Annotated in this window: 26 protein-coding genes and 1 tRNA gene; 17 read left to right on the forward strand and 10 right to left on the reverse strand. The window is 71.3% G+C overall.

What is annotated here, in order from left to right; all coding sequences use genetic code 11:
- Positions 1-256: 256 nt before the first annotated feature.
- The 3 genes from PSEJ35_RS0107835 to rluB are packed head-to-tail and all read left to right on the forward strand — an operon-like array spanning position 257 to position 3,514.
- Positions 257-1,171 (forward strand): ScpA family protein, encoded by a 915-nt coding sequence (locus PSEJ35_RS0107835; protein WP_028917304.1) that lies wholly within the window; start codon positions 257-259, stop codon positions 1,169-1,171.
- Positions 1,172-1,214: 43 nt separating this feature from the next.
- On the forward strand, positions 1,215-2,123 hold the full coding sequence (gene scpB, locus PSEJ35_RS15745) for an SMC-Scp complex subunit ScpB (protein WP_037082773.1): 909 nt from the start codon (positions 1,215-1,217) through the stop codon (positions 2,121-2,123).
- Positions 2,123-3,514 carry a 23S rRNA pseudouridine(2605) synthase RluB gene (gene rluB / locus PSEJ35_RS15750; RefSeq protein ID WP_051412582.1) on the forward strand — a complete coding sequence of 464 codons (1,392 nt, stop codon included), beginning with the start codon at positions 2,123-2,125 and terminating at the stop codon, positions 3,512-3,514. Before scpB ends, rluB begins: the two co-directional genes overlap by 1 nt.
- Before the next feature lie 160 nt (positions 3,515-3,674).
- Here rluB and PSEJ35_RS0107850 read toward each other — a convergent pair whose 3' ends face one another.
- The 3 genes from PSEJ35_RS0107850 to PSEJ35_RS0107860 all read right to left on the reverse strand — a co-directional run bounded on the left by PSEJ35_RS0107850 (position 3,675) and on the right by PSEJ35_RS0107860 (position 6,666).
- Positions 3,675-4,109: a hypothetical protein gene (locus PSEJ35_RS0107850; protein ID WP_028917305.1), complete on the reverse strand. Its 435-nt coding sequence runs from the start codon at positions 4,107-4,109 to the stop codon at positions 3,675-3,677.
- Between the two features lie 435 nt (positions 4,110-4,544).
- On the reverse strand, positions 4,545-5,345 hold the full coding sequence (locus PSEJ35_RS0107855) for an amidohydrolase (protein WP_028917306.1): 801 nt from the start codon (positions 5,343-5,345) through the stop codon (positions 4,545-4,547).
- A gap of 163 nt (positions 5,346-5,508) precedes the next feature.
- Positions 5,509-6,666, reverse strand: coding sequence for a pyridoxal phosphate-dependent aminotransferase (locus tag PSEJ35_RS0107860; protein WP_028917307.1), 1,158 nt, complete (start codon positions 6,664-6,666; stop codon positions 5,509-5,511).
- A gap of 108 nt (positions 6,667-6,774) precedes the next feature.
- Here PSEJ35_RS0107860 and PSEJ35_RS0107865 point away from each other — a divergent pair, with 108 nt between their 5' ends.
- From PSEJ35_RS0107865 to PSEJ35_RS0107930, 14 genes are all read left to right on the forward strand, one after another.
- On the forward strand, positions 6,775-7,260 hold the full coding sequence (locus PSEJ35_RS0107865; RefSeq protein WP_232207606.1) for a DUF3293 domain-containing protein: 486 nt from the start codon (positions 6,775-6,777) through the stop codon (positions 7,258-7,260).
- A gap of 98 nt (positions 7,261-7,358) precedes the next feature.
- Positions 7,359-7,997 carry a heme ABC exporter ATP-binding protein CcmA gene (ccmA, locus tag PSEJ35_RS0107870; protein ID WP_028917309.1) on the forward strand — a complete coding sequence of 213 codons (639 nt, stop codon included), beginning with the start codon at positions 7,359-7,361 and terminating at the stop codon, positions 7,995-7,997.
- Positions 7,994-8,683: a heme exporter protein CcmB gene (ccmB, locus tag PSEJ35_RS0107875; RefSeq protein ID WP_028917310.1), complete on the forward strand. Its 690-nt coding sequence runs from the start codon at positions 7,994-7,996 to the stop codon at positions 8,681-8,683. Before ccmA ends, ccmB begins: the two co-directional genes overlap by 4 nt.
- Positions 8,684-9,853: 1,170 nt before the next feature.
- A complete protein-coding gene (locus PSEJ35_RS0107880) occupies positions 9,854-10,603 on the forward strand; it encodes a heme ABC transporter permease (RefSeq protein WP_028917311.1) in 750 nt (249 codons plus the stop codon).
- Positions 10,600-10,776 carry a heme exporter protein CcmD gene (gene ccmD, locus PSEJ35_RS0107885; RefSeq protein ID WP_028917312.1) on the forward strand — a complete coding sequence of 59 codons (177 nt, stop codon included), beginning with the start codon at positions 10,600-10,602 and terminating at the stop codon, positions 10,774-10,776. Before PSEJ35_RS0107880 ends, ccmD begins: the two co-directional genes overlap by 4 nt.
- Positions 10,773-11,237 (forward strand): cytochrome c maturation protein CcmE, encoded by a 465-nt coding sequence (gene ccmE / locus PSEJ35_RS0107890; protein WP_028917313.1) that lies wholly within the window; start codon positions 10,773-10,775, stop codon positions 11,235-11,237. Before ccmD ends, ccmE begins: the two co-directional genes overlap by 4 nt.
- Positions 11,238-11,288: 51 nt before the next feature.
- Positions 11,289-13,211: a heme lyase CcmF/NrfE family subunit gene (locus PSEJ35_RS0107895; RefSeq protein ID WP_028917314.1), complete on the forward strand. Its 1,923-nt coding sequence runs from the start codon at positions 11,289-11,291 to the stop codon at positions 13,209-13,211.
- On the forward strand, positions 13,208-13,795 hold the full coding sequence (locus PSEJ35_RS0107900) for a DsbE family thiol:disulfide interchange protein (RefSeq protein ID WP_037082777.1): 588 nt from the start codon (positions 13,208-13,210) through the stop codon (positions 13,793-13,795). Before PSEJ35_RS0107895 ends, PSEJ35_RS0107900 begins: the two co-directional genes overlap by 4 nt.
- Complete coding sequence (locus tag PSEJ35_RS0107905; protein WP_037082780.1) at positions 13,792-14,247, forward strand: cytochrome c-type biogenesis protein; 456 nt, start codon at positions 13,792-13,794, stop codon at positions 14,245-14,247. The genes PSEJ35_RS0107900 and PSEJ35_RS0107905 overlap by 4 nt, the downstream gene beginning before the upstream one ends.
- Entirely contained in the window at positions 14,241-15,272 is a 1,032-nt protein-coding gene (locus tag PSEJ35_RS0107910; RefSeq protein ID WP_051412584.1) for a cytochrome c biogenesis protein, read from the forward strand. The genes PSEJ35_RS0107905 and PSEJ35_RS0107910 overlap by 7 nt, the downstream gene beginning before the upstream one ends.
- A 58-nt stretch (positions 15,273-15,330) precedes the next feature.
- A complete protein-coding gene (locus PSEJ35_RS0107915; protein ID WP_028917318.1) occupies positions 15,331-16,473 on the forward strand; it encodes a homoserine O-acetyltransferase in 1,143 nt (380 codons plus the stop codon).
- Between the two features lie 44 nt (positions 16,474-16,517).
- Positions 16,518-17,126 carry a cysteine dioxygenase family protein gene (locus PSEJ35_RS0107920; protein WP_232207607.1) on the forward strand — a complete coding sequence of 203 codons (609 nt, stop codon included), beginning with the start codon at positions 16,518-16,520 and terminating at the stop codon, positions 17,124-17,126.
- Positions 17,127-17,165: 39 nt separating this feature from the next.
- Positions 17,166-17,251 (forward strand) — tRNA-Leu (locus PSEJ35_RS0107925).
- A 96-nt stretch (positions 17,252-17,347) separates the two neighbouring features.
- Positions 17,348-17,632 (forward strand): DUF3247 family protein, encoded by a 285-nt coding sequence (locus PSEJ35_RS0107930; RefSeq protein WP_028917320.1) that lies wholly within the window; start codon positions 17,348-17,350, stop codon positions 17,630-17,632.
- A 63-nt stretch (positions 17,633-17,695) separates the two neighbouring features.
- Here the strand turns inward: PSEJ35_RS0107930 and PSEJ35_RS0107935 are convergent, their stop codons facing one another.
- The 7 genes from PSEJ35_RS0107935 to PSEJ35_RS0107965 all read right to left on the reverse strand — a co-directional run bounded on the left by PSEJ35_RS0107935 (position 17,696) and on the right by PSEJ35_RS0107965 (position 22,581).
- Positions 17,696-17,935 carry a hypothetical protein gene (locus PSEJ35_RS0107935; protein ID WP_028917321.1) on the reverse strand — a complete coding sequence of 80 codons (240 nt, stop codon included), beginning with the start codon at positions 17,933-17,935 and terminating at the stop codon, positions 17,696-17,698.
- 150 nt (positions 17,936-18,085) lie between these two features.
- A complete protein-coding gene (locus PSEJ35_RS0107940; protein ID WP_051412596.1) occupies positions 18,086-18,514 on the reverse strand; it encodes a hypothetical protein in 429 nt (142 codons plus the stop codon).
- Between the two features lie 44 nt (positions 18,515-18,558).
- Positions 18,559-18,768 carry a PspC domain-containing protein gene (locus tag PSEJ35_RS0107945; RefSeq protein WP_024869546.1) on the reverse strand — a complete coding sequence of 70 codons (210 nt, stop codon included), beginning with the start codon at positions 18,766-18,768 and terminating at the stop codon, positions 18,559-18,561.
- Between the two features lie 34 nt (positions 18,769-18,802).
- Positions 18,803-19,198, reverse strand: a complete 396-nt coding sequence (locus tag PSEJ35_RS15755; protein WP_232207608.1) for a DUF5329 domain-containing protein — start codon at positions 19,196-19,198, stop codon at positions 18,803-18,805.
- A 105-nt stretch (positions 19,199-19,303) separates the two neighbouring features.
- Positions 19,304-20,371, reverse strand: coding sequence for a class III poly(R)-hydroxyalkanoic acid synthase subunit PhaC (locus PSEJ35_RS0107955; protein ID WP_028917323.1), 1,068 nt, complete (start codon positions 20,369-20,371; stop codon positions 19,304-19,306).
- Complete coding sequence (locus tag PSEJ35_RS17805) at positions 20,368-21,909, reverse strand: poly(R)-hydroxyalkanoic acid synthase subunit PhaE (protein WP_051412585.1); 1,542 nt, start codon at positions 21,907-21,909, stop codon at positions 20,368-20,370. The genes PSEJ35_RS0107955 and PSEJ35_RS17805 overlap by 4 nt, the downstream gene beginning before the upstream one ends.
- Positions 21,910-21,966: 57 nt before the next feature.
- Complete coding sequence (locus PSEJ35_RS0107965) at positions 21,967-22,581, reverse strand: CDP-alcohol phosphatidyltransferase family protein (RefSeq protein ID WP_028917324.1); 615 nt, start codon at positions 22,579-22,581, stop codon at positions 21,967-21,969.
- Positions 22,582-22,645: the final 64 nt, after the last annotated feature.

A 22,645-nucleotide genomic window follows, 5' to 3' on the forward strand; every position in this document is an offset into this window, starting at 1 on the left:
GAACACCAGGGGACAGCCCGTCACATAGGGATATTCCGGGCACCTGCCACTCCCGGCGACCGATCGCTGCCCCTCCCCGCCACACGCAGACGACCCCCCGGCTATCGGCCACCGCCCTCCTGCGGTGCCGGGCCTGACTTGATGTGCACGTATTCAAGGCGCCGTCCCCGGCTGTTCCCGGCGACGTCCGCCACCGCAGGCGCGGCACGCCCGTATGGCGCCGCCCGCCTTCCGTTCCGGGCTGGCTTCCGAGCAGATGAGTTCCGAACCCGCGCAAGACGCGACCCCGACAACGCAGGCGTCCCCCGCCCCGCAGCAGCAGGAGATGCCGCTGGCGGTCGTGCATGGCCAGCCGCTGCTGCAGATCCCGCAGGACCTGTACATCCCGCCGGACGCGCTGGAAGTCATCCTCGACGCCTTCGAAGGCCCGCTGGACCTGCTGCTGTACCTGATCCGCCGCCAGAACCTGGACATCCTCGACATCCCCGTCGCCGAGATCACCCGGCAGTACGTGGACTACATCAACGTGATGCAGGACCTGCGGTTCGAACTGGCCGCCGAGTACCTGGTCATGGCTGCGATCCTGGCCGAGATCAAGTCGCGCATGCTGCTGCCGCGGCCGCCGGCCGAGGAAGGCCAGGAGGAGGACCCGCGCGCCGAGCTGGTGCGCCGCCTGCAGGAGTACGAACGCTTCAAGCAGGCCGCCGAGGACCTGGACGCCCTGCCCCGCCTGGACCGCGACACCACCCCGGTGCAGGCCTTCGTCCCGGACCGCGCCGTGGTCAAGCTGCCGCCGCCGGTGGACCTGCGCGAGATGCTGCTGGCCCTGCACGACGTGCTCAAGCGCGCCGAGCTGTTCAGCGGCCACCACATCAAGCGCGAGGCGCTGAGCGTCCGCCAGCGCATGGGCGAGGTGCTGCAGCGGCTGGACGACGGCCAGTTCCACCGCTTCGAGACGCTGTTCAGCCCGGAGGAAGGCCGCCTCGGCGTGCTGGTCACCTTCCTCTCCCTGCTGGAGCTGGCCAAGGAACAGCTGCTGGACATCGTCCAGGACGCCCCACTGGCGCCGATCTACGTGCGCTCGCTGGCGGTCGGCAACACCAACGAACCGCTGCAGTTCCACAGCGAGTTCGACGACGGCGACGCCGCCAACGAGCCGGCCGCGGGCTGAACCCGCGGACCTGCCATCCCATCCACCAGAACCTGCGAGATCCATGGACCAGGCGCTGATCACCCGCATCGTCGAGGCCGCCCTGCTGGCCGCCAACCAGCCGCTGGCGCTTGCCCAGCTGCACGGGCTCTTCCCCGAGGACGAGCCGGCCCCGCCGGGCAGCGTCGAGGCGGCGCTGGAACAGCTGCGCGAGGCCTGCGCCGACCGCGGCATCGAACTGGTCGAGGTCGCCTCCGGCTTCCGCTTCCAGGTCAAGGCCGACGTCCACCCATGGGTGGCGCGGCTGTGGACCGAACGCAAGACCCGCTATACCCGCGCCACCCTCGAAACCCTGGCGCTGATCGCCTACCGCCAGCCGATCACCCGCGGCGAGATCGAACAGGTCCGCGGCGTGGCGGTCAGCAGCAACATCATCCAGGCGCTGGAAGAGCGCGAGTGGATCCGCGTGGTCGGCCACCGCGACGTGCCGGGCCGCCCGGCGCTGTACGGCACCACCAAGGCGTTTCTGGACTACTTCGGCCTCAAGCGACTGGACGAACTGCCGCCGCTGTCGGAACTGAAGGACATCGGCGAACTGGAACCGCAGCTGCCGCTGGATCCGGACGCGGCCCCGGCCCCGGCCGGCGTCGCCAACGACGACGCGCCGGCCGCACCGGGCGAAGCGGCGAACGATGCGCCCGCCGGCGAAGGCGCGGACGACGCGACTGCCGCCGGTGCCGGTGAAGCGGCCGGCGACACCGGCAGCGATGCCAGCGAAGACACGCAGGACGGCGACGAAGCCGTCTCCAACGAATCCACCGGCGACCGCGCCGGCGATGACGAACAGGAAGAGCCCGCGGACGCCGACGATGGCGATTCCGGCGAGCCCGCCTCCACACCGCCCGAAGCCGACGAGGCCGAAGGTCCCGCAACACAGGCCGACGATGAAACGTCCGGCCGGAGCACCAACTGATGAACGCACCTACCCCCCGCAAGCCCCTCGGCAAGCTGTCGCTCAAGCGCGGCGAAGAAGCCGCCCCGGCGCCGAAGCTCGAGGAGCGCCTGCACAAGGTCCTGGCCCAGGCCGGGCTCGGCTCGCGCCGCGCGCTCGAGCAGCGCATCGCCGACGGCCTGATCAAGGTCAACGGCGAAACCGCCCAGGTCGGCCAGAGCATCCGCAGCGGCGACCGCGTCGAGCTGGACGGCAAGGCCTTCGTCGCCTCGGCCCTGACCGAGCCGGCGCGCGTGCTGGTCTACAACAAGCCCGAAGGCGAAGTGACCACCCGCGAGGACCCCGAAGGCCGCCCGACCATCTTCGAATCCCTGCCGCGCCTGAAGGGTGCGCGCTGGATCGCGATCGGCCGCCTCGACATCAACACCACCGGCCTGCTGCTGCTGACCACCGACGGCGAGATCGCCAACGCGATGATGCACCCCTCGCACGAGGTCGAACGCGAATACGTGGTGCGCGTGCGCGCCCCGGAAGGCCACGAGAAGGTGCCGGACAACATCGTCGACCGCCTCGCCCGGGGCGTCGCCCTCGAGGACGGCCCGGCCAGGTTCGACCAGATCGAGCGCATCGGCGGCACCGACTCGCACGACTGGTTCAAGGTCGTGGTCAAGGAAGGCCGCAACCGCGAAGTGCGCCGCCTGTGGGAATCGCAGGGCTGCCAGGTCAGCCGCCTCAAGCGCACCCGCTACGGCGACATCGGCCTGCCGCGCGAACTGCTGCGCGGCCACTCGCAGGAACTGCCGGCCGAGCAGGTCGAGGCGCTGCGCAAGTCGCTGGGCCTGGAGGACGCCGGCGCGTCCACCCTGACCCTGCTGCCGGTGATCGGCCAGCGTCGCGCCGCCAAGGCCACCGTGCACGTCGGCAGCGGCCGCGGCACCGGCCAGGCCTACGTCAACGGCCACAACACCGCCGACGAAGGCCGCGAGCTGCGCCGCTTCGATCACGTCCGCGAGGACCGTCGTGGCGGCCGCGGCGGCAAGAAGCCGCACGGCGGCCTGACCGTCAGCGGCGAGCAGGCGGCCAAGCAGTCGCAGAAGCCGTTCAAGCAGCGCAAGCAGAAGGGCGCGCTGAAGCCGCTGCCGGAAGGCAACCCGGCCGCGTTCCGCACCTGGTACGTGCCCGAAGGCGTGAGCACCGGCCCCAGCGGCCATCGCAACGCAGGCCCGGGCGGCGGCGGCAAGCGCTTCGGCAAGGGGGGCGGCGCTGGCGGCGGCCAGGGCCAGGGCCAGAACCCGCGCAAGGCCGCGCGTCCGTACGGCCATCCGGGCAACGCCCCGCACTTCCCGTCCGACCACGCCACCCCCGGCAGCCAGGCTCCGGGCGGCAACCGCGGCCCGCGCGGCCAGGGCTGAGCCCCCGGCGCCGGCAGGCAGATACGGGAACGGCCCGACATCGTCGGGCCGTTCCCGTTCATGCGGGGTCCCTGTACCGCGGGGTTACGCGACGCGGGGCAAAGGCAGCGGTACAAAGGCAGCGGGGCAAGCCCCGCTCTACAGGAAGCGCCGCGCGTGCTCAGCGCGGCTCGATCACGAACTTGCCGAAGGCCACGCCGATGTCCCAGCCCTTGCCGGTGCCGGCCAGCGCCAGCGACACCTCGCCCTTGGTCATCACCTGCGCCTTGCTCGACTTCACCGCGCCCGCGTGCGCCTCCGCCGCGGCGTAGGTGCCGAGCGTCTCGCGGATGCTGTGCACGCCGGAGAACTCGCCGACGCCGTTCTCGATCCGCGACTTGCCGAAGGTGATGCCGCCGCCCTTGGCGCTGACCTTTACCGGCATGCTGGTGCCGTTGTCGCAGGTGACCGTGCCGCTGCCCTGCTGGGTCTTGTAGAACGCCGACCACCCGGACATCGAGAAGTGCAGCTTGCAGTCGACATCACCGGCCGCCTGCGCGGCCGGGGCGGCGGCCAGCGCCAGCAGGCCGGCGACCAGGACTCGGGGGAATCGCATCATGTATGCTCTCCGTGACGGGCCGGCACCAGGCCGGCGGGATGGCCGGCCGAGCATATAGCACGGCAATGTCGCGGCCCCATGCAGGAAGCCCGCCCCAGGTCGGCAGCGGTTCAGCCGCATCGACGAGCCCGTCTCCTTCAGGAGACGGGCGCAGGACGCACCCTGTAGAGCCGGGCTTGCCCGGCTGCCCACGCCTGGCGAAGCGACGTAACGCAAAGGCAGCGGGGCAAGCCCCGCTCTACAGGATGCCCGCGTGCCCATTGCCCCTCTCCCGGAGAGAGGCGGGAAAGGAGGCGCGACCCGTAGAGCCGGGCTTGCCCGGCTGCCCACGCCCGGCAAATCGACGTAACGCAAGGCAGCGGGGCAAGGCCCGCTCTACAAAGACGCCGGCACCGATAGCCCCTCTCCCCACGGAGAGGGGTTGACAGGGTTCTACCCGCGCAGCTCGAATGCGTCCGCGTCCAGCATCGCCGGGAAATGCTCGCGGTGCGCCGCCAGCGCCGCCGCCGAGATGGTCGTGGTCGCCACCTGTTCGCGCCCGTGCAACTCCACCTGCGGCTGGCCGAGGAAATCGATCACCGCGCTGTCGCCGTCGTAGCCCAGCCCGTTGCCATCGACGCCGACCCGGTTCACCGCCGCCACGTAGCACAGGTTCTCGATGGCCCGCGCACGCAGCAGCGTCTTCCACGCATGCGCGCGCGGCGCCGGCCAGTTGGCGACGAAGATCTGCAGATCGAAGTCCAGCGCCCCTTCCCGCTCCACGCCGTAGCGGTTGCGGCAGAACACCGGGAATCGCAGGTCGTAGCAGACCTGCGGATTGATCCGCCAGCCCTTCCACTCCAGTACCAGCCGCTCGCGCCCGGCCGCATAGCGCTTGTGCTCGCCCGCGTAACGGAACAGGTGGCGCTTGTCGTACCACTGCAGCCCGCCGTCCGGCGTCGCCCACAGCAGGCGGTTGAACACCCCCTCCGGCGTGCGCAGCTGCACGCTGCCGGTCACCGCCGCGTCGAGGGCCTTCGCCTGCGCACGGATCCACTCCACCGTCGGCCCGTCCATGCCTTCGGCACGGTCGATCGCGTCGTTGGAGAACCCGCTGGTGAAGGTCTCCGGCAGGATCACCAGGTCGGTCGCGCCGGCCAGCGGCGCAATCAGCGCCCCGTAGTAGTCGCGGTTCGCGGCCGGGTCGTGCCAGCGGGTGTCGCCCTGGACGAGGGAGATGCGGAGATCGGGCATGGTGGGCTTCGGGATTCGGGATGACCGGACATGCGTCCGTTGAAAGTGGGGACTGGGGATTATTGCTTAGTGAGCGCGGTATTTTCCTGGCTGGCCCGGCATGGAGATTCTGTGTTTGCTTTTTCGAATCCCGAATCCCGAATCCCTAATCCCGGCCCCCCAATCACAACGCCGCCAGGCGTTCCACCGCCGCATCCAGCGTCGCCTCGTTCTTGGCGAAGCACAGCCGCGCCAGGCGCTGGCCGGGCGGCGGGGCCTCGTAGAACGGCGACAGCGGAATCGCGGCCACGCCCTTTTCCACCGTCAGCCACTTCACGAACTCATGGTCCGGCAGGTCGCTGACTTCCGAGTAGTCGACCAGCTGGAAGTAACCACCCGGCACCGGCAGCGGCTTCAGCCGCGTGCCCAGCAGCTGCTCGCGGAAGCGGTCGCGCTTGGCCTGGTAGAACGCGCCCAGCTGCTCGTCGTGCCCAGGCTCGTCGCGGATCATCGCCGCGAACGCATGTTGCGCCGGGGCGAAGGTGCAGAACACGTTGTACTGGTGGACCTTGCGGAACTCGGCGGTCAGCGCCGGTGGCGCGACCGCGTAGCCGACCTTCCAGCCGGTGCAGTGGTAGGTCTTGCCGAAGCTGGACACCACGAAGGCGCGTTCGCGCAGCTCCGGCCAGCGCAGCACCGATTCGTGGCGGCGGCCGTCGAACACGATGTGCTCGTAGACCTCGTCGGACACCAGCAGGATGCCGGTATCGCGCAGCAGCTCCGACAGCGCGCGCATGTCGTCGGCCGAGAACATCGCCCCGGACGGATTGTGCGGGCTGTTGATCATCAGCAGCCGGGTCTTCGGGGTGATCGCCGCGCGCACCCGCTCCCAGTCGACCGCGAAGGTCGCCGGGTCCAGCGGCACGTGCACCGCGCGCGCGCCGGCCAGGTCGATCGCCGGCTCGTAGCAGTCGTAGGCCGGGTCGAGCACGATCACTTCCTCGCCCGGGCGCACCACCGCGTGGATCGCGTTGAAGATCGCCTCGGTGGCGCCGCTGGTGACGGTGACCTCGCTGTCCGGGTCGACCTGCGCGCCGTAGCAGCGCAGTGCCTTGCCGGCGATGGCCTGGCGCAGCGCCGGGATGCCGGTCATCGGCGCGTACTGGTTGTGACCGTCGCGCATGGCCCTGTCGAGCTCGTCGACCAGCCGCTGCGGCACGGCGAAGTCCGGGAAGCCCTGGCCGAGGTTGACCGCGCCGTGCTCGGCCGCCAGCTGCGACATCACGGTGAAGATGGTGGTGCCCACCCGGGGCAGCTTGGTCGGTGGGGTCTGCAGCGGCATCGTGGTTCGTGGGGGATCGCGTGGGGGGGACGGCCGAGTGTACGCAATGGCGCCGGCCGGGGATGATGGGGCATGGCGCACAAGTACATTCCAGGCATGAAGCCAGGCGTGGAAACCCGGCCCGCCGCCGTGCCCGTGGCGGACACCGGCGCGCTGCTGGCCGCCTACCTGGCGGCCCGCTACGAAGTGCACGCGGCCGGCGGCCTGCTGCGGCTGCGGATCGGCGTGCCGGCGCCGCCGGCGCTGGCGGAAGCGCTGCCGGCCCGCGGCTGGACGCTGGTCACGGCCTGGAACCCGGGCTCCCGGCCCTGCGACGAGGCCGCCAACCGCCGGGCCGATGCGGCCCTGCAGGCGGACCTGGACGCCTTGGGCCTGCGCCGCCTGGCGGCCAGCAACAGCGACGGCAGCGGCCAGTGGCACGAGCCCGGCTGGCTGGTCGCCGACCTGGCTACCGATGATGCGGACGCCCTCGCCCGCCGTTACGGGCAGGCGGGGATCCTGCACTGGTCCGCCGGGACGGCGGTGCGGTTGCGCATGTACCTGCCGCGGCCGCCTGGGGCCGATTCGCCGTGGGTGGACTGGGTGCGCCCATGACGCCCGCTCCTCCGCGCATCGCCGCTAGCCGACACGCAGGCGGCGGCAATGCGCCCGGGCAAGCCGCCGCCGCGATGCCGCCGCTACAATGCGCGGCGATGACCGACACCGCTTCCGTCCCGCTGCTGGCCGCCCATGGCCTGGCGTTCGCCCGCAACGAGGAGCCGGTGTTCGGCCCGCTGGATTTCGCCGTCGATGCCGGCGAGGCGCTGCTCGTGCAGGGCAGCAACGGCTCGGGCAAGACCACGTTGCTGCGCGTCCTCGCCGGCCTGTTGCGTGCGGATGCCGGCCGCATCGAGATCGAAGGCCGCCCCGCCGATCCGGCGCGCCGGGCCCACGCCATCGCCTACCTCGGCCATCTGCCCGCGCTGAAGGGCGAGCTGACCGTGCTGGAGAACCTGCACTTCCTGTGCGGGCTGCACGGCAAGCGCCCGCACCAGCATCCGGAGGATGCCCTTGCCATCACCGGCATGGCCGGCTACGAGGACGCCCCGGCGCGGCAGCTGTCGGCCGGCCAGAAGAAGCGCGTCACCCTCGCCCGCATGTGGCTGTCGCCGGCGCCGCTGTGGCTGCTCGACGAGCCCTACGCCAACCTCGACCTGGACGGCATCAACCTGGTCAACCGCATGGTCTCGGCGCACCTGCGCGACGGCGGCGCCACCCTACTCACCACCCACGGCGCCTATGCCGCGCCGCCGGTGCGCACCCGCATGCTCGAACTGGGAGCGTCCGCATGAGCGCCAGCCCCGGCCTGCTCCAGGCCGCCCGCGCCCTGCTCCTGCGCGACCTGCGCCTGGTCTGGCGCCGCCGCGGCGACGCCCTGCAGCCGGCGCTGTTCGCGCTGCTGGTGGTGGTGATGTTCGGCCTGGTCCTCGGTGGCGAAAAAAAGGTGCTGGAGAACTTCGTCGCCCCGCACGCGATCTGGGTCGCGGTGCTGCTGGCCGGCCTGCTCTCGCTGGACAGCCTGTTCCGCGGCGACGCCGAGGACGGTTCGCTCGAGCAGTGGATCCTCGCCCCGGTGCCGCTGGCCTGGCTGGTGACGGTGCGCACCTTCGGCCACTGGCTGACCACCGCCGTGCCGCTGCTGGTCGTGGTGCCCGTGCTGGGCGAGTTCCTGTACCTGCCGCGGGCGCAGCTGCCGATGCTGATGCTGACCCTGCTGCTGGGCACGCCGGTGCTGAGCCTGCTCGGCGCGGTGGTCGCGGCGCTGACCGTGGGGCTGAAGCGCTCGGGCATCCTCGTCGCCCTGCTGGCCCTGCCGCTGTACGTGCCGGTGCTGGTATTCGGCGCCGGCAGCGTCGCCGCCAGCGCCCAGGGCCTGGACGCCAGCGGCTCCCTGCTGCTGATGGCGGCGATGCTCGTGGCCTCCGCCGTGCTGGCCCCGCTGGCCGCCGCCGCCGCGATCCGCATCGCCCAGGGCTGAGGGGCCAAAGCCGAAGCCGAAGGCAAATGCGGGGCACGGGCTCCGGACGGGGCCGCCCCCCCCAAGGGGGGCTGGCGCATCGGCTGGCTCCGCCGTCCATGGCTCCGACAGCCGACCGCAGCACATCCATGTGCTGCTTGCGCCAGCCCCCCTTGGGACGACGTCTCGGAGGGCGTTGACGACGTGGCTTCGATCGACCGCGAAAAGCACGCCCCCGCATCGGTCGGGACGCCGATGGGCGCCCGCTCCCTGTAGAGTCGGGCTTGCCCGACTCCCACGCTGGACGTGCCCGCACCCGCCAGGAGCAGCGGGGCAAGCCCCGCTCTACAGGAGGCGCGTGGCCGGATAAAGCCTCGGGCCCGCGCCCTGCAATGCCCGGCCGGTCGAGCAATCTTTCCCGCGACGCCGCTGGCCGCCGGGTGCGCTTCCCTTACCCGGGCCATGCCATCGATAGCCCGTCTCCCATCGGGAAAGGGGTTGGGAGAGGGCCGGGAGCCCGCAACGGTTGTCGGGACACCCACCCTCACCACTAGCCCTGCCCATCCCGTCAGGCGATGGAAATAAAACGAAGCCACAACCGGAACACGCCCGAAGACGTGGTGCACCGGGGGTATGGCGCAAGCAGGCCATGGATGGCCTGCGGTCGGCTGTCGGAGTCATGGACGGCGGAGCCAGCCGATGCGCCATACCCCCGGAGTACCGCGGCTCCGTCCGAAGCCGACCCACCCCAACGCCGTTGCCGTTGCCGTTGCCGTTGCGGTTGCAGTTGCCGTCGCTGTGGCTGTGGCTGTAGCGGACGCTGAAGCAGCCACCCACCCGACGCCTGGCCTGCCAACCGGAGCGCAACAGGGATCCAGAACAGCAGAGCCGTGACCCGCTAGCCCGCGCCCCGGGGCGTACGCCGGCACCCGGCCCTTCCAGCGCCCTCTGGCCGGCTCGCTCCGCGCCCCGGCCCACGTGCCTTGCGCCCGATCAATGCCTCCGCCCGCCGGCGAGGCGAACATGGATACATGGGATGATGCACTCCCGCCCTGCTCCGCAAGGGGTCGGACACTTTGACCCACCCGTTCCCTTGGCCCGGGGGTCCGAGTCTGGAAAAATGCCTCATTCGAGCCTGTCCGGTGGTCCCAGGGCCGCCGGCGCCCAACGCGAGCTGATGCGAACTTCCCCATGAACCCGGTGATCCGCTGGTTCCACCTTCTCGGCTCACCGCCGTACTTCGACCGCTTCGCGGCGCGCTGGGCCCCGTGGTGCTGGGGCGCGGCGCTGCTGACCCTGGCCGTCGGCGCCTGGCTGGCCCTGTTCCACGTGCCCGCCGACTACCAGCAGGGCGACAGCGCCCGCATCCTCTACATCCATGTCCCCTCGGCCTGGATGAGTCTGTTCGTGTTCGGGCTGATGGCGCTGTACGCGGCCATCGCCCTGGTCTGGCGGATCAAGCTGTGCGAGATCCTGGCCATGGCCTGCGCGCCGATCGGCGCCGGCTTCACCGTGATCACCCTGGCCACCGGTTCGATCTGGGGCAAGCCGATGTGGGGCACCTGGTGGGACTGGGACCCGCGCCTGACCACCGAACTGATCCTGCTGTTCCTGTACCTGGGCGTGATCGGCCTGTACCACGCCGGCGACGACCGCCGCGCCTCGGCCCGCGCCGCCGGCCTGCTGGCCATCGTCGGCGTCGCCCTGCTGCCGGTGATCCGCTACTCGGTCGAGTGGTGGGACTCGCTCCACCAGGGCCAGACCATCCGCGTGTTCGGCCAGTCCAGCCTGGACCCGAGCATGATGGCGCCGCTGTGGTGGATGGTGATCGGCACCAAGTTCTGGTTCGCCGGGTCGCTGCTTTCGCGCGCCCGCGCCGACAACCTGCGCCGCGAGGCCGGCAAGGACTGGGTGCGCAAGCTGGCCGGGGAAGGCGCATGAGCTACCTGCCCTACGTGATCGGCGCCTACGCGGTGTTCGCGCTGGTGTTCCTGTGGGATTTCCTGGCGCCGCGCCTGCAGGTGCGGCGCGAACTGCGTGCCGCGCGCCTGCGCGCGCGGCGCGAACGCAAGCCGGCCGCCACCCCCGGCCCGGCCACGGAGTTGAATCGATGAATCCGGTCCGCCGCCGCCGGCTGCTGTTCGTGGCCGTGCTGGTGCTTGCCTCGGGCGTGGCCACCGCCCTGGTCGCCCTGGCCCTGCAGCGCAACGTCGCCTACCTGTACACCCCGGCCGAGGTGCTGCGCGGCGAGGCCGGCGACCACGCCCGCTTCCGCCTCGGCGGCATGGTCGAGAAGGGCTCGTTCGAGCGCGCGCCCGGCTCGATGGACGCGCGCTTCAAGGTCACCGACGGCGATGCACAGCTGCCGGTGGTCTACACCGGCATCCTCCCCGACCTGTTCCGCGAAGGCCAGGCGGTGGTCGCCACCGGGCGTATGCAGGACGGCGTGTTCGTCGCCGAAAACGTGCTGGCCAAGCATGACGAGACCTACATGCCCAAGGAAGTGGCCGACAAGATGGGCGTCGCCCACCAGAAGCACGATGTGCAGGTGCCGGCGGCGGAGGCCGCGCCTTGACCGCGGCGCGCGGTGGCGCGCACCGCCACGCGGGCGTGCGCGGAGGCAACCATGCTTCCTGAACTTGGCCAGGTCCTGCTGGTCCTGGCGCTGCTGGTGGCCTTGCTGCAGGCGGTGCTGCCGATCGCCGGCGCCCAGCGCGGCAATGCCGCGTGGATGGCGGTCGCGCGTCCGGCCAGCTTCGCCCAGCTGGCGCTGGTCGCCGGCGCCTTCGCGCTGCTGACGTACGCCTTCGTCAGCCAGGACTTCTCGGTCCGCTACGTGGCGACCAACTCCAACTCGCTGCTGCCTCTGGTCTACCGCTACACCGCCGTGTGGGGCTCGCACGAGGGCTCGCTGCTGCTGTGGACCCTGGTGCTGGCCTGCTGGAACGGCGCGGTGGCGCTGTTCTCGTGGCGCCTGCCGGAAGCGGTGGTGGCGCGCGTGCTGGGGGTGATGGGCATCGTCGCCTTCGGCTTCCTCGCCTTCCTGATCTTCACCTCCAACCCGTTCGAGCGGCTGATCCCGGCCGCGGCCGAGGGCCGCGACCTCAATCCGCTGCTGCAGGACCCGGGCATGATCATCCACCCGCCGATGCAGTACGTCGGCTGGGCCGGGTTCTCGGTGCCATTCGCCTTCGCCATCGCCGCACTGCTGGACGGCCGCATCGATGCGCGCTGGCTGCGCTGGACCCGGCCGTGGACCAACATCGCCTGGGCGTTCCTGAGCGTGGGCATCGCCCTGGGCAGCTGGTGGGCGTACTACGAGCTGGGCTGGGGCGGCTGGTGGTTCTGGGACCCGGTGGAGAACGCGGCGTTCATGCCGTGGCTGGTCGGCGCGGCGCTGATCCACTCGCAGGCGGTGACCGAGAAGCGCGGCAGCTTCGCCGGCTGGACCCTGCTGCTGGCCATCGCCGCGTTCTCGCTGTCGCTGATGGGCACCTTCCTGGTGCGCTCGGGCGTGCTGACCAGCGTGCACGCGTTCGCCTCCGATCCGGCGCGCGGCCTGTTCATCCTGGTGTTCCTGGGCCTGGTCATCGGCGGTTCGCTGCTGCTGTACGCGCTGCGCGCCGGCCGCCTCGAAGCCGGGACCGGGTTCCAGCCGGCCTCGCGCGAAACCCTGCTGCTGCTCAACAACCTGTTGCTGGCCAGCGCCTGCGCGATGATCCTGCTGGGCACGCTGTACCCGCTGCTGGCCGATGCACTCGAGCTGGGCAAGATCTCGGTGGGCCCGCCCTACTTCGGCCTGCTGTTCTCCGTGCTGATGGCGCCGCTGGTGGCGCTGGTGCCGTTCGGCCCGCTGGCGCGCTGGCAGCGCGACCAGGCCTCGCGCGTGGTGGCGATGCTGCTGCCCTGGCTGGTGGCGGCGCTGGTGATGGGCGTGGTCGCCTTCTTCATGGCGCCGCAGGGCGCGTGGAAGAGCGCGTTCGGCGTCGCCGGCGCGGCCTGGGTCATCCTCGGCACGGCGCGCTTCGTGTGGAGCCGCCTGGCCAATGGCGGGCGCATGACCCCGGAGATGTGGGGCATGGTCCTGGCCCACGTCGGCATCGGCGTGTTCCTCGCCGGCGCGCTGCTGGTGGAAGCGCAGAACGTGCAGCGCGAGGTGGCGCTGCGGCCGGGCGAGTCGCTGCAGGTCGGTGGCCATGAGTTCGTCTTCCAGGGCGTGGACCAGCTGCGCGGCCCGAACTACCTGGCCGACCGCGGCCACGTGCTGGTCAAGCGCGGCGGCCGCGAGCTGACCCTGCTGCACCCGGAGAAGCGTGCCTACGCCAGCGGCGGCCAGGTGATGACCGAGGCCGGGATCCGGCCCGGCCTGTTCGGCGACGTCTACGTGGCCCTGGGCGAGTCGCTGGGCGACGGCGCCTGGGCGGTGCGCGTCCACATCAAGCCTTTCGTGCGCTGGATCTGGGCCGGCGCGTTCCTGATGGCGCTGGGCGGCCTGGTGACCGCGACCGACCGCCGTTTCCGCCGCATTCCGCAGGAGAAGTCCCCATGACCACCCCGAACCGCGAACCGGCCCCGCAGCAGGGCCTGCCCGTTGTCGCCGTGGTGATCGGCGCGCTGTTCTTCGTCGGCCTGGTCGGGCTGATGCTGTACGGCGTGATGCGTTCCGGCGACGCCGAGCGCGACGTGCTGCCTTCGGCGCTGATCGACCGGCCGGCGCCGGAGTTCACCCTGCCGATCCTGCACGACCCGTCGGTGCAGGTCGGTTCGGCCGAACTGCGCGGCGCGCCCTACCTGCTCAATGTCTGGGGCAGCTGGTGCGCGGCCTGCCGCGACGAGCACCCGGTGCTGACGAAGTTCGCCGAGACCCGTCGGGTGCGCGTGGTCGGCTACAACTGGAAGGACGAACCGGCCGATGCGCTGCGCTGGCTGGAGCAGTTCGGCAACCCGTTCTTCGTCGTCCTCGCCGACCAGGAAGGCCGCTACGCGCTGGACTGGGGCGTGGCCGGCGCGCCGGAGACCTTCCTGGTCGACGGCAACGGCATCGTCCGCTGGAAGCACACCGGCCCCCTGACCGAGCAGGTCGTGGCCGAACGCCTGCTGCCGGCGCTGGAACAGGTGGAGCGCCAGCAATGATCCACCTCGCGCGCGCGTTGCTGCTCGGGCTGGCGCTGGCCCTGCCGGCGGCGGGCGGGCGTGCGCAGCCGGCCGGCAACCCGGCGCCGCTGCAGTTCGCCGACGCCGCCGAGGAGGCGCGCTTCCACGCGCTGACCGCCGAGCTGCGCTGCGTGATGTGCCAGAACCAGTCGCTGGCCGATTCCAACGCGCAGATCGCCCAGGACATGCGTCGCGAAGTGCTGGCGCTGATGCGCCAGGGCCGCAGCGACGCGGAGATCAGGCAGTTCCTCGTCGACCGCTACGGCGAGTTCGTGCTGTACCGCCCCGAAGTGGGCGCGCACACCTGGCTGCTGTGGTTCGGCCCGGGCCTGGTGCTGCTGGCCGGCGCCGGCGTGCTCTGGCACGTGGTCCGCCGCCGCGCGCGGCAGGCGCCAGCGGCGAGTGGCGACGATGGAGAACAGGAATGGTGATCCCGCCGACCGCGCTGTTCGCGGCCGTGGCCACGCTGCTGACCTTCGGCGTGCTGGCCTGGGTGCTGCGCCCGCTGTGGCGGACCCGTCGCACCTGGATCGCCGGCGTGCTGGCGCTGGGCCTGGCGACGCTGGCACTGTACCGCGTGGTCGGCACGCCAGCGGCGCTGGACGCGCCGGCCTTCGAGGCGCCGGAGAGCCTCGAAGAAGCGGTCAGGCAGCTGGAGGCCGAACTGCAGCGCAACCCCGCGCAGCCGGACGGCTGGGCCCTGCTGGCCCGTTCGCAGGCGGCGATGGGCAACCCGGTCGCGGCACGCAACGCCTACGCGCGCGCGGTGGAGCTGGCGCCGGACGAGCCCGCCCTGCTGGTCGACGCCGCCGAGTCGCGCGCCCTGGCCGATCCGCAGCGCCACTTCGACGACCAGGCCGTGGCCTGGCTGCAGCGGGCGCTGGAGCTCGAACCGGCGCACCAGCGCGCGACCTGGTTCCTGGGCGTGGCCCAGCGCCAGGCGCGGCAGCCGGCCGAAGCGGCGAAGACCTGGGAATCGCTGCTGCCGGTGGTCGACGCGGCCACCGCGCGCAGCCTGCGCGTGCAGATCGACGAGGCCCGCGCCGAAGCCGGCCTGCCGCCGCTGCCGGCCGGTGCCGAAGGCGCTGCCGCGCCCGCCGGCACGCATGCGCTGACGGTGAAGGTCGCGCTGGATCCGTCCTTCGCCGAACGCGTGCGCCTGCGTGGCGATGCCACCGTGTTCGTGATCGCACGCCTGCCCGACGGCCCGCCGATGCCGGTGGCGGTCGAACGCCATGCACTGGCCGACCTGCCGCTGGAAGTGGTGCTGGACGACGGCGACAGCCCGATGCCGACGCAGAAGCTGTCGGCGCTGCAGGAAGTGGAAGTGCTGACGCGGATCTCGGCCAGCGGCAGCGCCGCCCGCGGCGAAGGCGACCTGGAATCGGCGCCGGTGCGCGTGGCCCTGCCGGCCAGCGGACCGGTCGAACTGGTGCTGGGCGCCCCCGCCCCGTAACGCTGCGTCGCGCCCCGACCGTGGGGCGTGGCGGCCGATGCCGGTAAACTCCGGCCCTATGGTCGCCCCCCCCCACGAATTCATCCCGCCGGGCACGCAGTTCCACGCCCTGCCTTCGCCCTTCCCGATGAAGCGCGGCGGCGTCCTCCACGGCGCCCGCGTGGCCTACGAGACCTGGGGCACGCTCGCCCCCGGCAAGGACAACGCGCTGCTGATCCTCACCGGCCTGTCGCCGGACGCCCACGCCGCCTCCAGCGCCGCCGACCCGACCCCGGGCTGGTGGGAGAACATGGTCGGCCCGGGCAAGCCGATCGACACCGATCGCTGGTTCGTGGTCTGCGTGAACTCGCTGGGCAGCTGCAAGGGCTCCACCGGCCCGGCTTCGGTCGATCCGGCCACCGGCCAGGCCTACCGCCTGTCCTTCCCCGAACTGTCGGTGGAGGACATCGGCGACGCCGCGGCCGAGGTCGTGCGCGGCCTGGGCATCGGGCAGCTGGCCTGCGTGGTCGGCAACTCGATGGGCGGCATGGTCGCCCTGGCCCTGCTGCTGCGCCATCCGGGCATCGCCCGCGCCCACATCAACATCTCCGGCAGCGCCCGCGCCCTGCCGTTCTCGATCGCGGTGCGTTCGCTGCAGCGCGAGGCGATCCGCCTGGACCCGAACTGGAACAACGGCGAGTACGACGACGCCACGTACCCGGAATCGGGCATGCGCATCGCCCGCAAGCTGGGCGTGATCACCTACCGCTCGGCGCTGGAGTGGGACGGCCGCTTCGGCCGCGTGCGCCTGGACGAGGCCATCCCGGTGGCCGGCGCCGGCGAGGAGGATCCGTTCGGGCTGGAATTCCAGGTCGAGAGCTACCTGGAAGGCCACGCACGCCGCTTCGTGCGCCGCTACGACCCCAACTGCTACCTCTACCTCAGCCGCTCGATGGACTGGTTCGACCTGGCCGAATACGCCGGTGGCGACGTGCTGGCCGGCCTGGCGAAGATCAAGGTCGAGCGCGCCCTCGCGATCGGCGCCAGCACCGACATCCTGTTCCCCGTGCAGCAGCAGCAGGAGATCGCCGAAGGACTGGGCCGGGGCGGCGCGCAGGCGCAGTTCCTCGGCATGGACTCGCCGCAGGGCCATGACGCCTTCCTCGTCGACTTCGACCGCTTTGGCCCCGCCGTCCGCGGCTTCCTCGACCGCCTGGCGTGACCGGTTTCACAGGAAACACTTTTCTAACGGCCGCGGGACTACCCTTGACGCCTATTCAGGAAGAGGCCGCCCGCGTGGATTTCCCCGGCAAGCCGAAGCTCGTCAGCACCCTGGACGCCGCCGTCCGGCTGCAGGACGAAGCCGCCATCACCGCCGCGCTGCGCGAAGCGCTGGTCGCGTTCTTCCACGATCCGGAAGTGCAGCTGCCGGCCGGCGTGCTGCGCCCGATCCCCGACCACTACGCCCGCCGCGATCTGCACGTCAGCCCGGAGCTGGGCTACAGCGTGGTCGCCATGGCCTGGGGCCCCGGCCAGGGCACCCAGGTGCACGACCACGGCCATTCCTGGTGCGTGGAAAGCGTGTGGCAGGGTCGGCTGGCGATCACCCAGTACGAACCGGCCGAGCACGACGGCGACCGCTGGCGCTTCGACGCCATGGGCACCATCGAGGCCGGCCCTGGCACCGCCGGCAGCCTGATCCCGCCGCACGAGTACCACGCCATCCGCAACGCCTGCGACGCGACCGTCGCCGTGTCGGTGCACGTCTACCAGCGCCCGCTGGTGCGCTGCCGGGTCTTCGTTCCCGAGGAGCCGGGCGCCGCGGAAGGCTGGATGCGCCGCGAGGAACGCGTGCTGGCCACCGACGCGGCCTGATAGCCGCCCCCTGCCCCGCCGGCTATACTCCACGCCCTTGCCGAAGTGGCGGAATGGTAGACGCAGCGGACTCAAAATCCGCCGGTAGCGATATCGTGTGGGTTCGAGTCCCACCTTCGGCACCAGCACACAGGCCCGCGCAAGCGGGCCTTCGTGTTTCACACGGCAACTTCCGCCGATGTTCCATCCTGCACGCCTCGCCCGATTCGCGGAGCACAGGCATGAACGAGCAACCCGAGCGCCTGCTGGTCGACGACACCGAGATCGCGCGGCTCACGCAGCTGGTCAAGGAACTGGACGACGAGGAACAGGTGCGGCTGACGCTGGACGACGGCACGGTCGTCGAGGGCGTGGTGGCGGTGCGGCCTGCGGTGCAGCTGTTCCGCGATGACGCGGGATCGGGCATGAACGCACTGCTGCGGCTCGACCCGCTGGAGGGCGATATGCCGCCGCGTTATCTGTGGCTGGACCGCGTGGTGGAAGTGTTCCGCCTGGGTAGCGATTGAGGCACAACTGACGACGCGCGGGATTTCCCGCGCGTCTGTTGGCGAACGCAAGATGCCGCCGCATTACGCGGCGGCGGGTTCGGCACCGCCAAAGTGGCGGGTCACCAGACTGTCGAGGATTTCCTCGCACAGCGTTTCCAGCGCCATGATCCGCACCGTGCCGTAACGGGCCAGGCGGACGAAGCGCTCGACGTAGATCTCGCAGCCATGCTCGACGGTTTCCAGCATGGTCTTGGTGAATCCGTTGGGGACATGACCGTGGGTGCCATCCTTGCTGCCACCCACGTAAAGAACGATGCTCATTCGGCCGTTTCCTCTTGTTCTGTACTGCCCTTCGGTCGATGCCGCGCAGTGTGCGCGGCGAGCCGTTAGAAGGTCGTATAGAACGTGGCAACCAGGCGTTGCCGAGGTGCGTCGCGCAGGTTGCGATTGGCTGACCGGTGCAGCTTGGGTTCAGGCCAGCGGCGGCTTCGACCACGGCCACCAGCCGCGGCCCGACATCGCGTAGCGGTCGGCCGCGCGTTCGAACGGATTGCGCACCGAGATTCCGCCGCACAGGAAGTACAGCGGCACGAACAGCGGGCCCAGCAGCATGTACTGGTAGACGTGCGCGCGTTCGTGGTCGCCCAGCCGCACCGGCGGATGCGAACAGCGGCCGGCGCGGTGCTCGTAGGTGATGCACGAGACGTCCAGGTCCTTGCCGGTGGCGAGGATCACGTTGCCCAGGGTCATCGCCCCGCCCGGCCCCCACGGCCAGCGCACGAACACAAGCGCGCGGTCGCGGCGGCCCAGGCGCAGGCGCGCACCGGCCGGCATCGCGGCAACGCCGGCGAGCAGCCCGGCGATGCTCCAGGGCAAGGCCCAGAGGATGCCCAGCAGCATCCCGGTGGCGCGCAGCCAGGCCGGCAACGCCCGGGTACCGGTGCTCAATCGGCTTCGTTCGGGATCAGCAGCCACAGCAGCAGGTAGACGAGGATGCCGGGGAAGGCCGCCGACAGCACCGACACGACCACGTAGATGATCCGCAGCCAGGTGGAACTCCAGCCGTAGCGGTGGGCGATGCCGCCCATCACGCCTGCGATCATGCGGTCGTTGAGCGAGCGGGAAAGGCCGGTGGTGGGATTGCTGGCATTCATGCGCTGGCTCCTTGTAGGGGCTGGCACGGCCAGTCTAGCGCGGTGGCGTAGCCGGCTGGTGATCCTGGCGCAGCTCGCGCAGCTGCGCGCGGAACCAGTCGCCGGCGTCGCGTTCGGGTTGGCCGGCGCAGGCGACCTTGTAGGGACGGCCGGTGAGGCTGCTGCGGCTGGCGGCGCGCCCGATGAACGCCTCGGCGTCGCCGGACATGCCGCGGCGGCGGGCCCAGTCGTACTTGCGCTGCAGGTGGGACTGCGCCTCGTCCGCCTCGTGCCAGCGGCCGTTGCGCTGGAAGCGGCAGGCGGAATCGCCGATGCGCGCGATCAGGGCCTGGATCTCGGCAGCGGCGACGTCGGTGCCCTGCCCGCCCGCGCTTGCGGGGGCCAGCAGGGCCAGCAGGAGCAAGGCGTGGTCGCGACGCATGCGGGACATGGTACGGCCCAGAACCTGTAGAGCGGGCTTGCGCCGCTGCTTCTTCGACACGTTGGGGAATCAGGCCGGGGAGTCGGGCGAGCCCGACTCTACAGGGCGAGCGGGTCAGCGGGCGGCGAGCCAGCGGTGGATGGTGCCCGGCACCTCGCGCTGGGCGCGGCCGGACACGTAGATGCCGATATGGCCGCCCTTGAAGCCCAGCTCGGTGTAATCATCGCTGCCGACCAGGCTGGCCAGCGCCCGCGACGCCGCCGGCGGCACCAGGTGGTCCTGCTCGGCATAGATGTTCAGCACCGGCATGTCGACGAAGCCCAGGTCGACCTTCTGCCCGCCGATGCGGGCGGTGCCGTTGACGAAGGCATTGCCCTGGTAGAACTGCTTGATGAAGTCGCGGAACGCCTCGCCGGCCTGGTCGGGCGAATCGAAGATCCACTTCTCCATGCGCAGGAAATCCTCCAGCGCCTTCGGATTCCCGAAGGTGTCGACCATGCCCACGTACTTCTGCAGGTTCAGCCGGAACGGCTTGAGCATCAGGTAGCTGGCGTTCATCAGGTCGGCCGGGATGTTGCCCAGCGCGTCGACGAACAGGTCCACGTCCAGGTCGCGCACCCAGCCGGACAGCATGTTGTCCGGGGTCTGGAAGTCGACCGGGGTGACCATGGTGACCAGGTTGCGCACCTTTTCCGGGTGCAGCGCCGAGTAACACAGCGAGAACGAACCGCCCTGGCACACGCCGAGCAGGTTGATCGGGCCGCCGGAGACCTCGATGAGGTGGTCGACCGCACCGTCGATGAAGCGGTTGATGTAGTCGTCGAGGGTCAGGTAGCGGTCGGAGCGGTCCGGGTAGCCCCAGTCGATCACGTACACGTCCTGGCCCAGCCCCAGCAGGCCCTTCACCAGCGAGCGGTCGTGCTGCAGGTCGACCATGTACGGCCGGTTGACCAGCGCATACACGATCAGCAGCGGCGGGCCTTTTGCCCGGGTCGTGCCCTCGCCCACGAAGCGGTACAGCACGGCCTTGCCGTCGCGCCAGACTTCCTCGCGCTCGCTGGCGCCGTAGTCCACATCGGCCACCTCGCCGAGCACGCGCACGCCGTCGGCCAGGTGCTTCTGGAACTCCCAGGCCTCGCGGGCCAGGTCCAGCGGGTCGAACTGCAGCGGGCCGGGACTCATCGGTTACCTCCGCGCTTGCCGGTGGAGGTGCCCGCCAGGTTGCGGCTGACCCAGTCCTTGATCGAGACGACCTTGGCCGCGGGCGCGGCTTCAGCGGCGGCGCGCCGGGCCGGCTTGCCGGCGGTCTTGCGGGTGGCCGGAGCAGTTGCCGCCGGCTTGGCGCTGGCCGTGCCGCGCGAAGCGGCGGCCGTCGCGCGCTGGCCCGCGGCCTTGCCCATCGCGGCCTTGGCGGGTGCGGGTCTGGCCGGGCGCGCAGTCGTGGCGGCGCCCGCCTTCGGTCGCTGCACCGCCTTGCGTGCGGCCTGCTTCGCCACTGCCTGGCGGGTAGCGGCGCGCGTTTCCGTCGCGGCGGCCTGTGCCTTCGTCGTGGCCTTTGCCGCAGCCTGGGACGTTCGAGCGGGCCTCGGTTTCGCCGGCGCGGCCTTGGCCAGGGCCTTCAGCGATGCGCCAGCGGCGACGGCCGCCGAAACCGCGCGCTTGGCTGTCGCCTTCTTCGCGACCGTCGCGGCTTTCCGCGTCTTGCCGGGGGCTCGGGCCTTGCGCGCGCCCGCACTTGCCGTGGCGGGCTTCGCCTCCGCAACGGCAGGCGTTGCCGGTTCCTTCGCCGCCGCTCTCGCCGGTGCCTGCGGACGCGTGGGCTTCGCGGCCGGTGCCGCGGCCTTTGCCGGTTGCGACGCCTGCGCGCCCGGCTTTGCCGCCGCCCGTCGCGCCGCATGCAGCGCGCGCTCCAGGTCGGCGACCTTGCGCGCCAAGGCGTCCACTTCGGTGCGGCCGGGCAGGCCCAGCAGGCTGGCGAACTGCTCGGCCTCGCGCTGCAGGCCAATGCGCAGCCGCATCAGCGCATTGGTCATCCCGCCATAGGCGCGGCGGTATTCGTCCGACAGCGCCAGCTCGGCCCAGGCTTCCTCGGCCGCATCGATCCACAGGTCGAACAGCGCCCGCGCCGATTCCAGGGTGCGGCCGTTCTTCTCGCAGTCCTCGAGCATCCGCTCGAAGCGCGCGAACGCCTCCTCCCCCACCTTCGACAGCAGCGCGTTGAACGCGTCGTTGCGCTCTTCCCACTCCTGCCAGGCCAGGGCCAGCGCCTGCAGGCGCTCCTGGTGCTCGCGCGCCGGGCCGAAGGTGGGCCGCTGCAGCCACTCGGCGTTCTGCTGGCGCAGCGGCCGCAGCAGCGCCTCCAGCATCGGCCGCACCTGCTCGATCCAGTGCCCGCCGGCGAGGCCGCCGTGCATCGCCCGCAGCGTCGCCACGAACGGTTCGGTGCCCTCGCCGCCCATCAGGGTGCGCCACGCCGCGGCCACGTCCGCGGCACTGCCGCCGCCGCTGAAATCCGAGGCCAGGCGCTGCATGCGCTGGTACCAGTCGAAGGCGGTCGGATCGAGGCTGCCGAGGCCGGCCGGCATCGCCGCGCCCGCCCCCCCCAGTCCCCAGCCGTCGAAGGTGCCGCTGCGGCCAAGCAGCTCGTTCCAGGTGTTCCAGTACTGCCGGGCCAGCGATTCGAAGTCGCCCTGGAAAGGTGGGAACGGTGCGTTGGCCATGGACCCTCCGGTATGCCCGCTCGATTCTAGCGCCGCCGGACGGTACGCGGGGCCGCGTCAGGGCTTGGGAATGCGCAGGGTCTTGCTGATCATCAGCGAGCCGGACAGGGCGAACATCAGCACCAGCGGGTGCAGCTGCCAGGGGCCCAGGTGCCAGCGCCCGCCCCACAATTCCGCGCCGATGTTGCCGGTGGCCGCGGCGATGGCCAGCACCACCACCAGCAGCAGGCTGGTCGGGATCGGCGTGCCTTCGAAGAACCTGACCTTGTCGCCGCCGCCGGACAGCTGCTCGGCGGTGACGTTGTAACGGGCCAGGCGGCTCACCCCGCAGCAGACGAAGTACGACAGCACCAGCCAGTCCCAGCCGCCCTGCATGCCGCAGGCATAGGCCAGCGCGGCCGGGGCCACGCCGAAGGAGATCACGTCGGCCAGCGAGTCCAGCTCGCGGCCCAGCGTCGAGGCGGATTTGCGCCAGCGGGCCACGCGCCCGTCCAGCGCGTCGAAGACAAAGGCCAGCGGCACCAGGGCCATGCCCAGCAGCAGGTCGCGCACGTGCCCGTCCTGCAGGAAGCGCATCGCCGCGAATACCGCGCCGGTGCCGCAGAAGGCATTGGCCAGGGTGAACCAGTCGGCGAGCCGGAACTCGCGCAGCATCGAGAAGTGACGGCTCATGCGGTCGGCCATGGTCGGGAGCCGACAGCATAACGGACCGCGGGTGTACGCATGGTGGCGGGGC

This window comes from Pseudoxanthomonas sp. J35 (genome assembly GCF_000513995.1).
Lineage (GTDB): Bacteria > Pseudomonadota > Gammaproteobacteria > Xanthomonadales > Xanthomonadaceae > Pseudoxanthomonas.

What these genes read in the sequence shown, in the direction of transcription:
- PSEJ35_RS17805 (WP_051412585.1), bottom strand. Translation starts at nt 21,909, where the DNA reads ATGGCCAACGCACCGTTCCCACCTTTCCAGGGCGACTTCGAATCGCTG.
- PSEJ35_RS0107895 (WP_028917314.1), top strand. Translation starts at nt 11,289, where the DNA reads ATGCTTCCTGAACTTGGCCAGGTCCTGCTGGTCCTGGCGCTGCTGGTG.
- PSEJ35_RS0107850 (WP_028917305.1), bottom strand. Translation starts at nt 4,109, where the DNA reads ATGCGATTCCCCCGAGTCCTGGTCGCCGGCCTGCTGGCGCTGGCCGCC.
- ccmE (WP_028917313.1), top strand. Translation starts at nt 10,773, where the DNA reads ATGAATCCGGTCCGCCGCCGCCGGCTGCTGTTCGTGGCCGTGCTGGTG.
- PSEJ35_RS0107835 (WP_028917304.1), top strand. Translation starts at nt 257, where the DNA reads ATGAGTTCCGAACCCGCGCAAGACGCGACCCCGACAACGCAGGCGTCC.
- PSEJ35_RS0107930 (WP_028917320.1), top strand. Translation starts at nt 17,348, where the DNA reads ATGAACGAGCAACCCGAGCGCCTGCTGGTCGACGACACCGAGATCGCG.
- ccmB (WP_028917310.1), top strand. Translation starts at nt 7,994, where the DNA reads ATGAGCGCCAGCCCCGGCCTGCTCCAGGCCGCCCGCGCCCTGCTCCTG.
- ccmA (WP_028917309.1), top strand. Translation starts at nt 7,359, where the DNA reads ATGACCGACACCGCTTCCGTCCCGCTGCTGGCCGCCCATGGCCTGGCG.
- PSEJ35_RS0107860 (WP_028917307.1), bottom strand. Translation starts at nt 6,666, where the DNA reads ATGCCGCTGCAGACCCCACCGACCAAGCTGCCCCGGGTGGGCACCACC.
- PSEJ35_RS15755 (WP_232207608.1), bottom strand. Translation starts at nt 19,198, where the DNA reads ATGTCCCGCATGCGTCGCGACCACGCCTTGCTCCTGCTGGCCCTGCTG.
- PSEJ35_RS0107880 (WP_028917311.1), top strand. Translation starts at nt 9,854, where the DNA reads ATGAACCCGGTGATCCGCTGGTTCCACCTTCTCGGCTCACCGCCGTAC.
- PSEJ35_RS0107905 (WP_037082780.1), top strand. Translation starts at nt 13,792, where the DNA reads ATGATCCACCTCGCGCGCGCGTTGCTGCTCGGGCTGGCGCTGGCCCTG.
- rluB (WP_051412582.1), top strand. Translation starts at nt 2,123, where the DNA reads ATGAACGCACCTACCCCCCGCAAGCCCCTCGGCAAGCTGTCGCTCAAG.
- PSEJ35_RS0107915 (WP_028917318.1), top strand. Translation starts at nt 15,331, where the DNA reads ATGGTCGCCCCCCCCCACGAATTCATCCCGCCGGGCACGCAGTTCCAC.
- scpB (WP_037082773.1), top strand. Translation starts at nt 1,215, where the DNA reads ATGGACCAGGCGCTGATCACCCGCATCGTCGAGGCCGCCCTGCTGGCC.
- PSEJ35_RS0107955 (WP_028917323.1), bottom strand. Translation starts at nt 20,371, where the DNA reads ATGAGTCCCGGCCCGCTGCAGTTCGACCCGCTGGACCTGGCCCGCGAG.
- PSEJ35_RS0107855 (WP_028917306.1), bottom strand. Translation starts at nt 5,345, where the DNA reads ATGCCCGATCTCCGCATCTCCCTCGTCCAGGGCGACACCCGCTGGCAC.
- PSEJ35_RS0107935 (WP_028917321.1), bottom strand. Translation starts at nt 17,935, where the DNA reads ATGAGCATCGTTCTTTACGTGGGTGGCAGCAAGGATGGCACCCACGGT.
- PSEJ35_RS0107965 (WP_028917324.1), bottom strand. Translation starts at nt 22,581, where the DNA reads ATGAGCCGTCACTTCTCGATGCTGCGCGAGTTCCGGCTCGCCGACTGG.
- PSEJ35_RS0107900 (WP_037082777.1), top strand. Translation starts at nt 13,208, where the DNA reads ATGACCACCCCGAACCGCGAACCGGCCCCGCAGCAGGGCCTGCCCGTT.
- PSEJ35_RS0107910 (WP_051412584.1), top strand. Translation starts at nt 14,241, where the DNA reads ATGGTGATCCCGCCGACCGCGCTGTTCGCGGCCGTGGCCACGCTGCTG.
- PSEJ35_RS0107945 (WP_024869546.1), bottom strand. Translation starts at nt 18,768, where the DNA reads ATGAATGCCAGCAATCCCACCACCGGCCTTTCCCGCTCGCTCAACGAC.
- ccmD (WP_028917312.1), top strand. Translation starts at nt 10,600, where the DNA reads ATGAGCTACCTGCCCTACGTGATCGGCGCCTACGCGGTGTTCGCGCTG.
- PSEJ35_RS0107940 (WP_051412596.1), bottom strand. Translation starts at nt 18,514, where the DNA reads ATGCTGCTGGGCATCCTCTGGGCCTTGCCCTGGAGCATCGCCGGGCTG.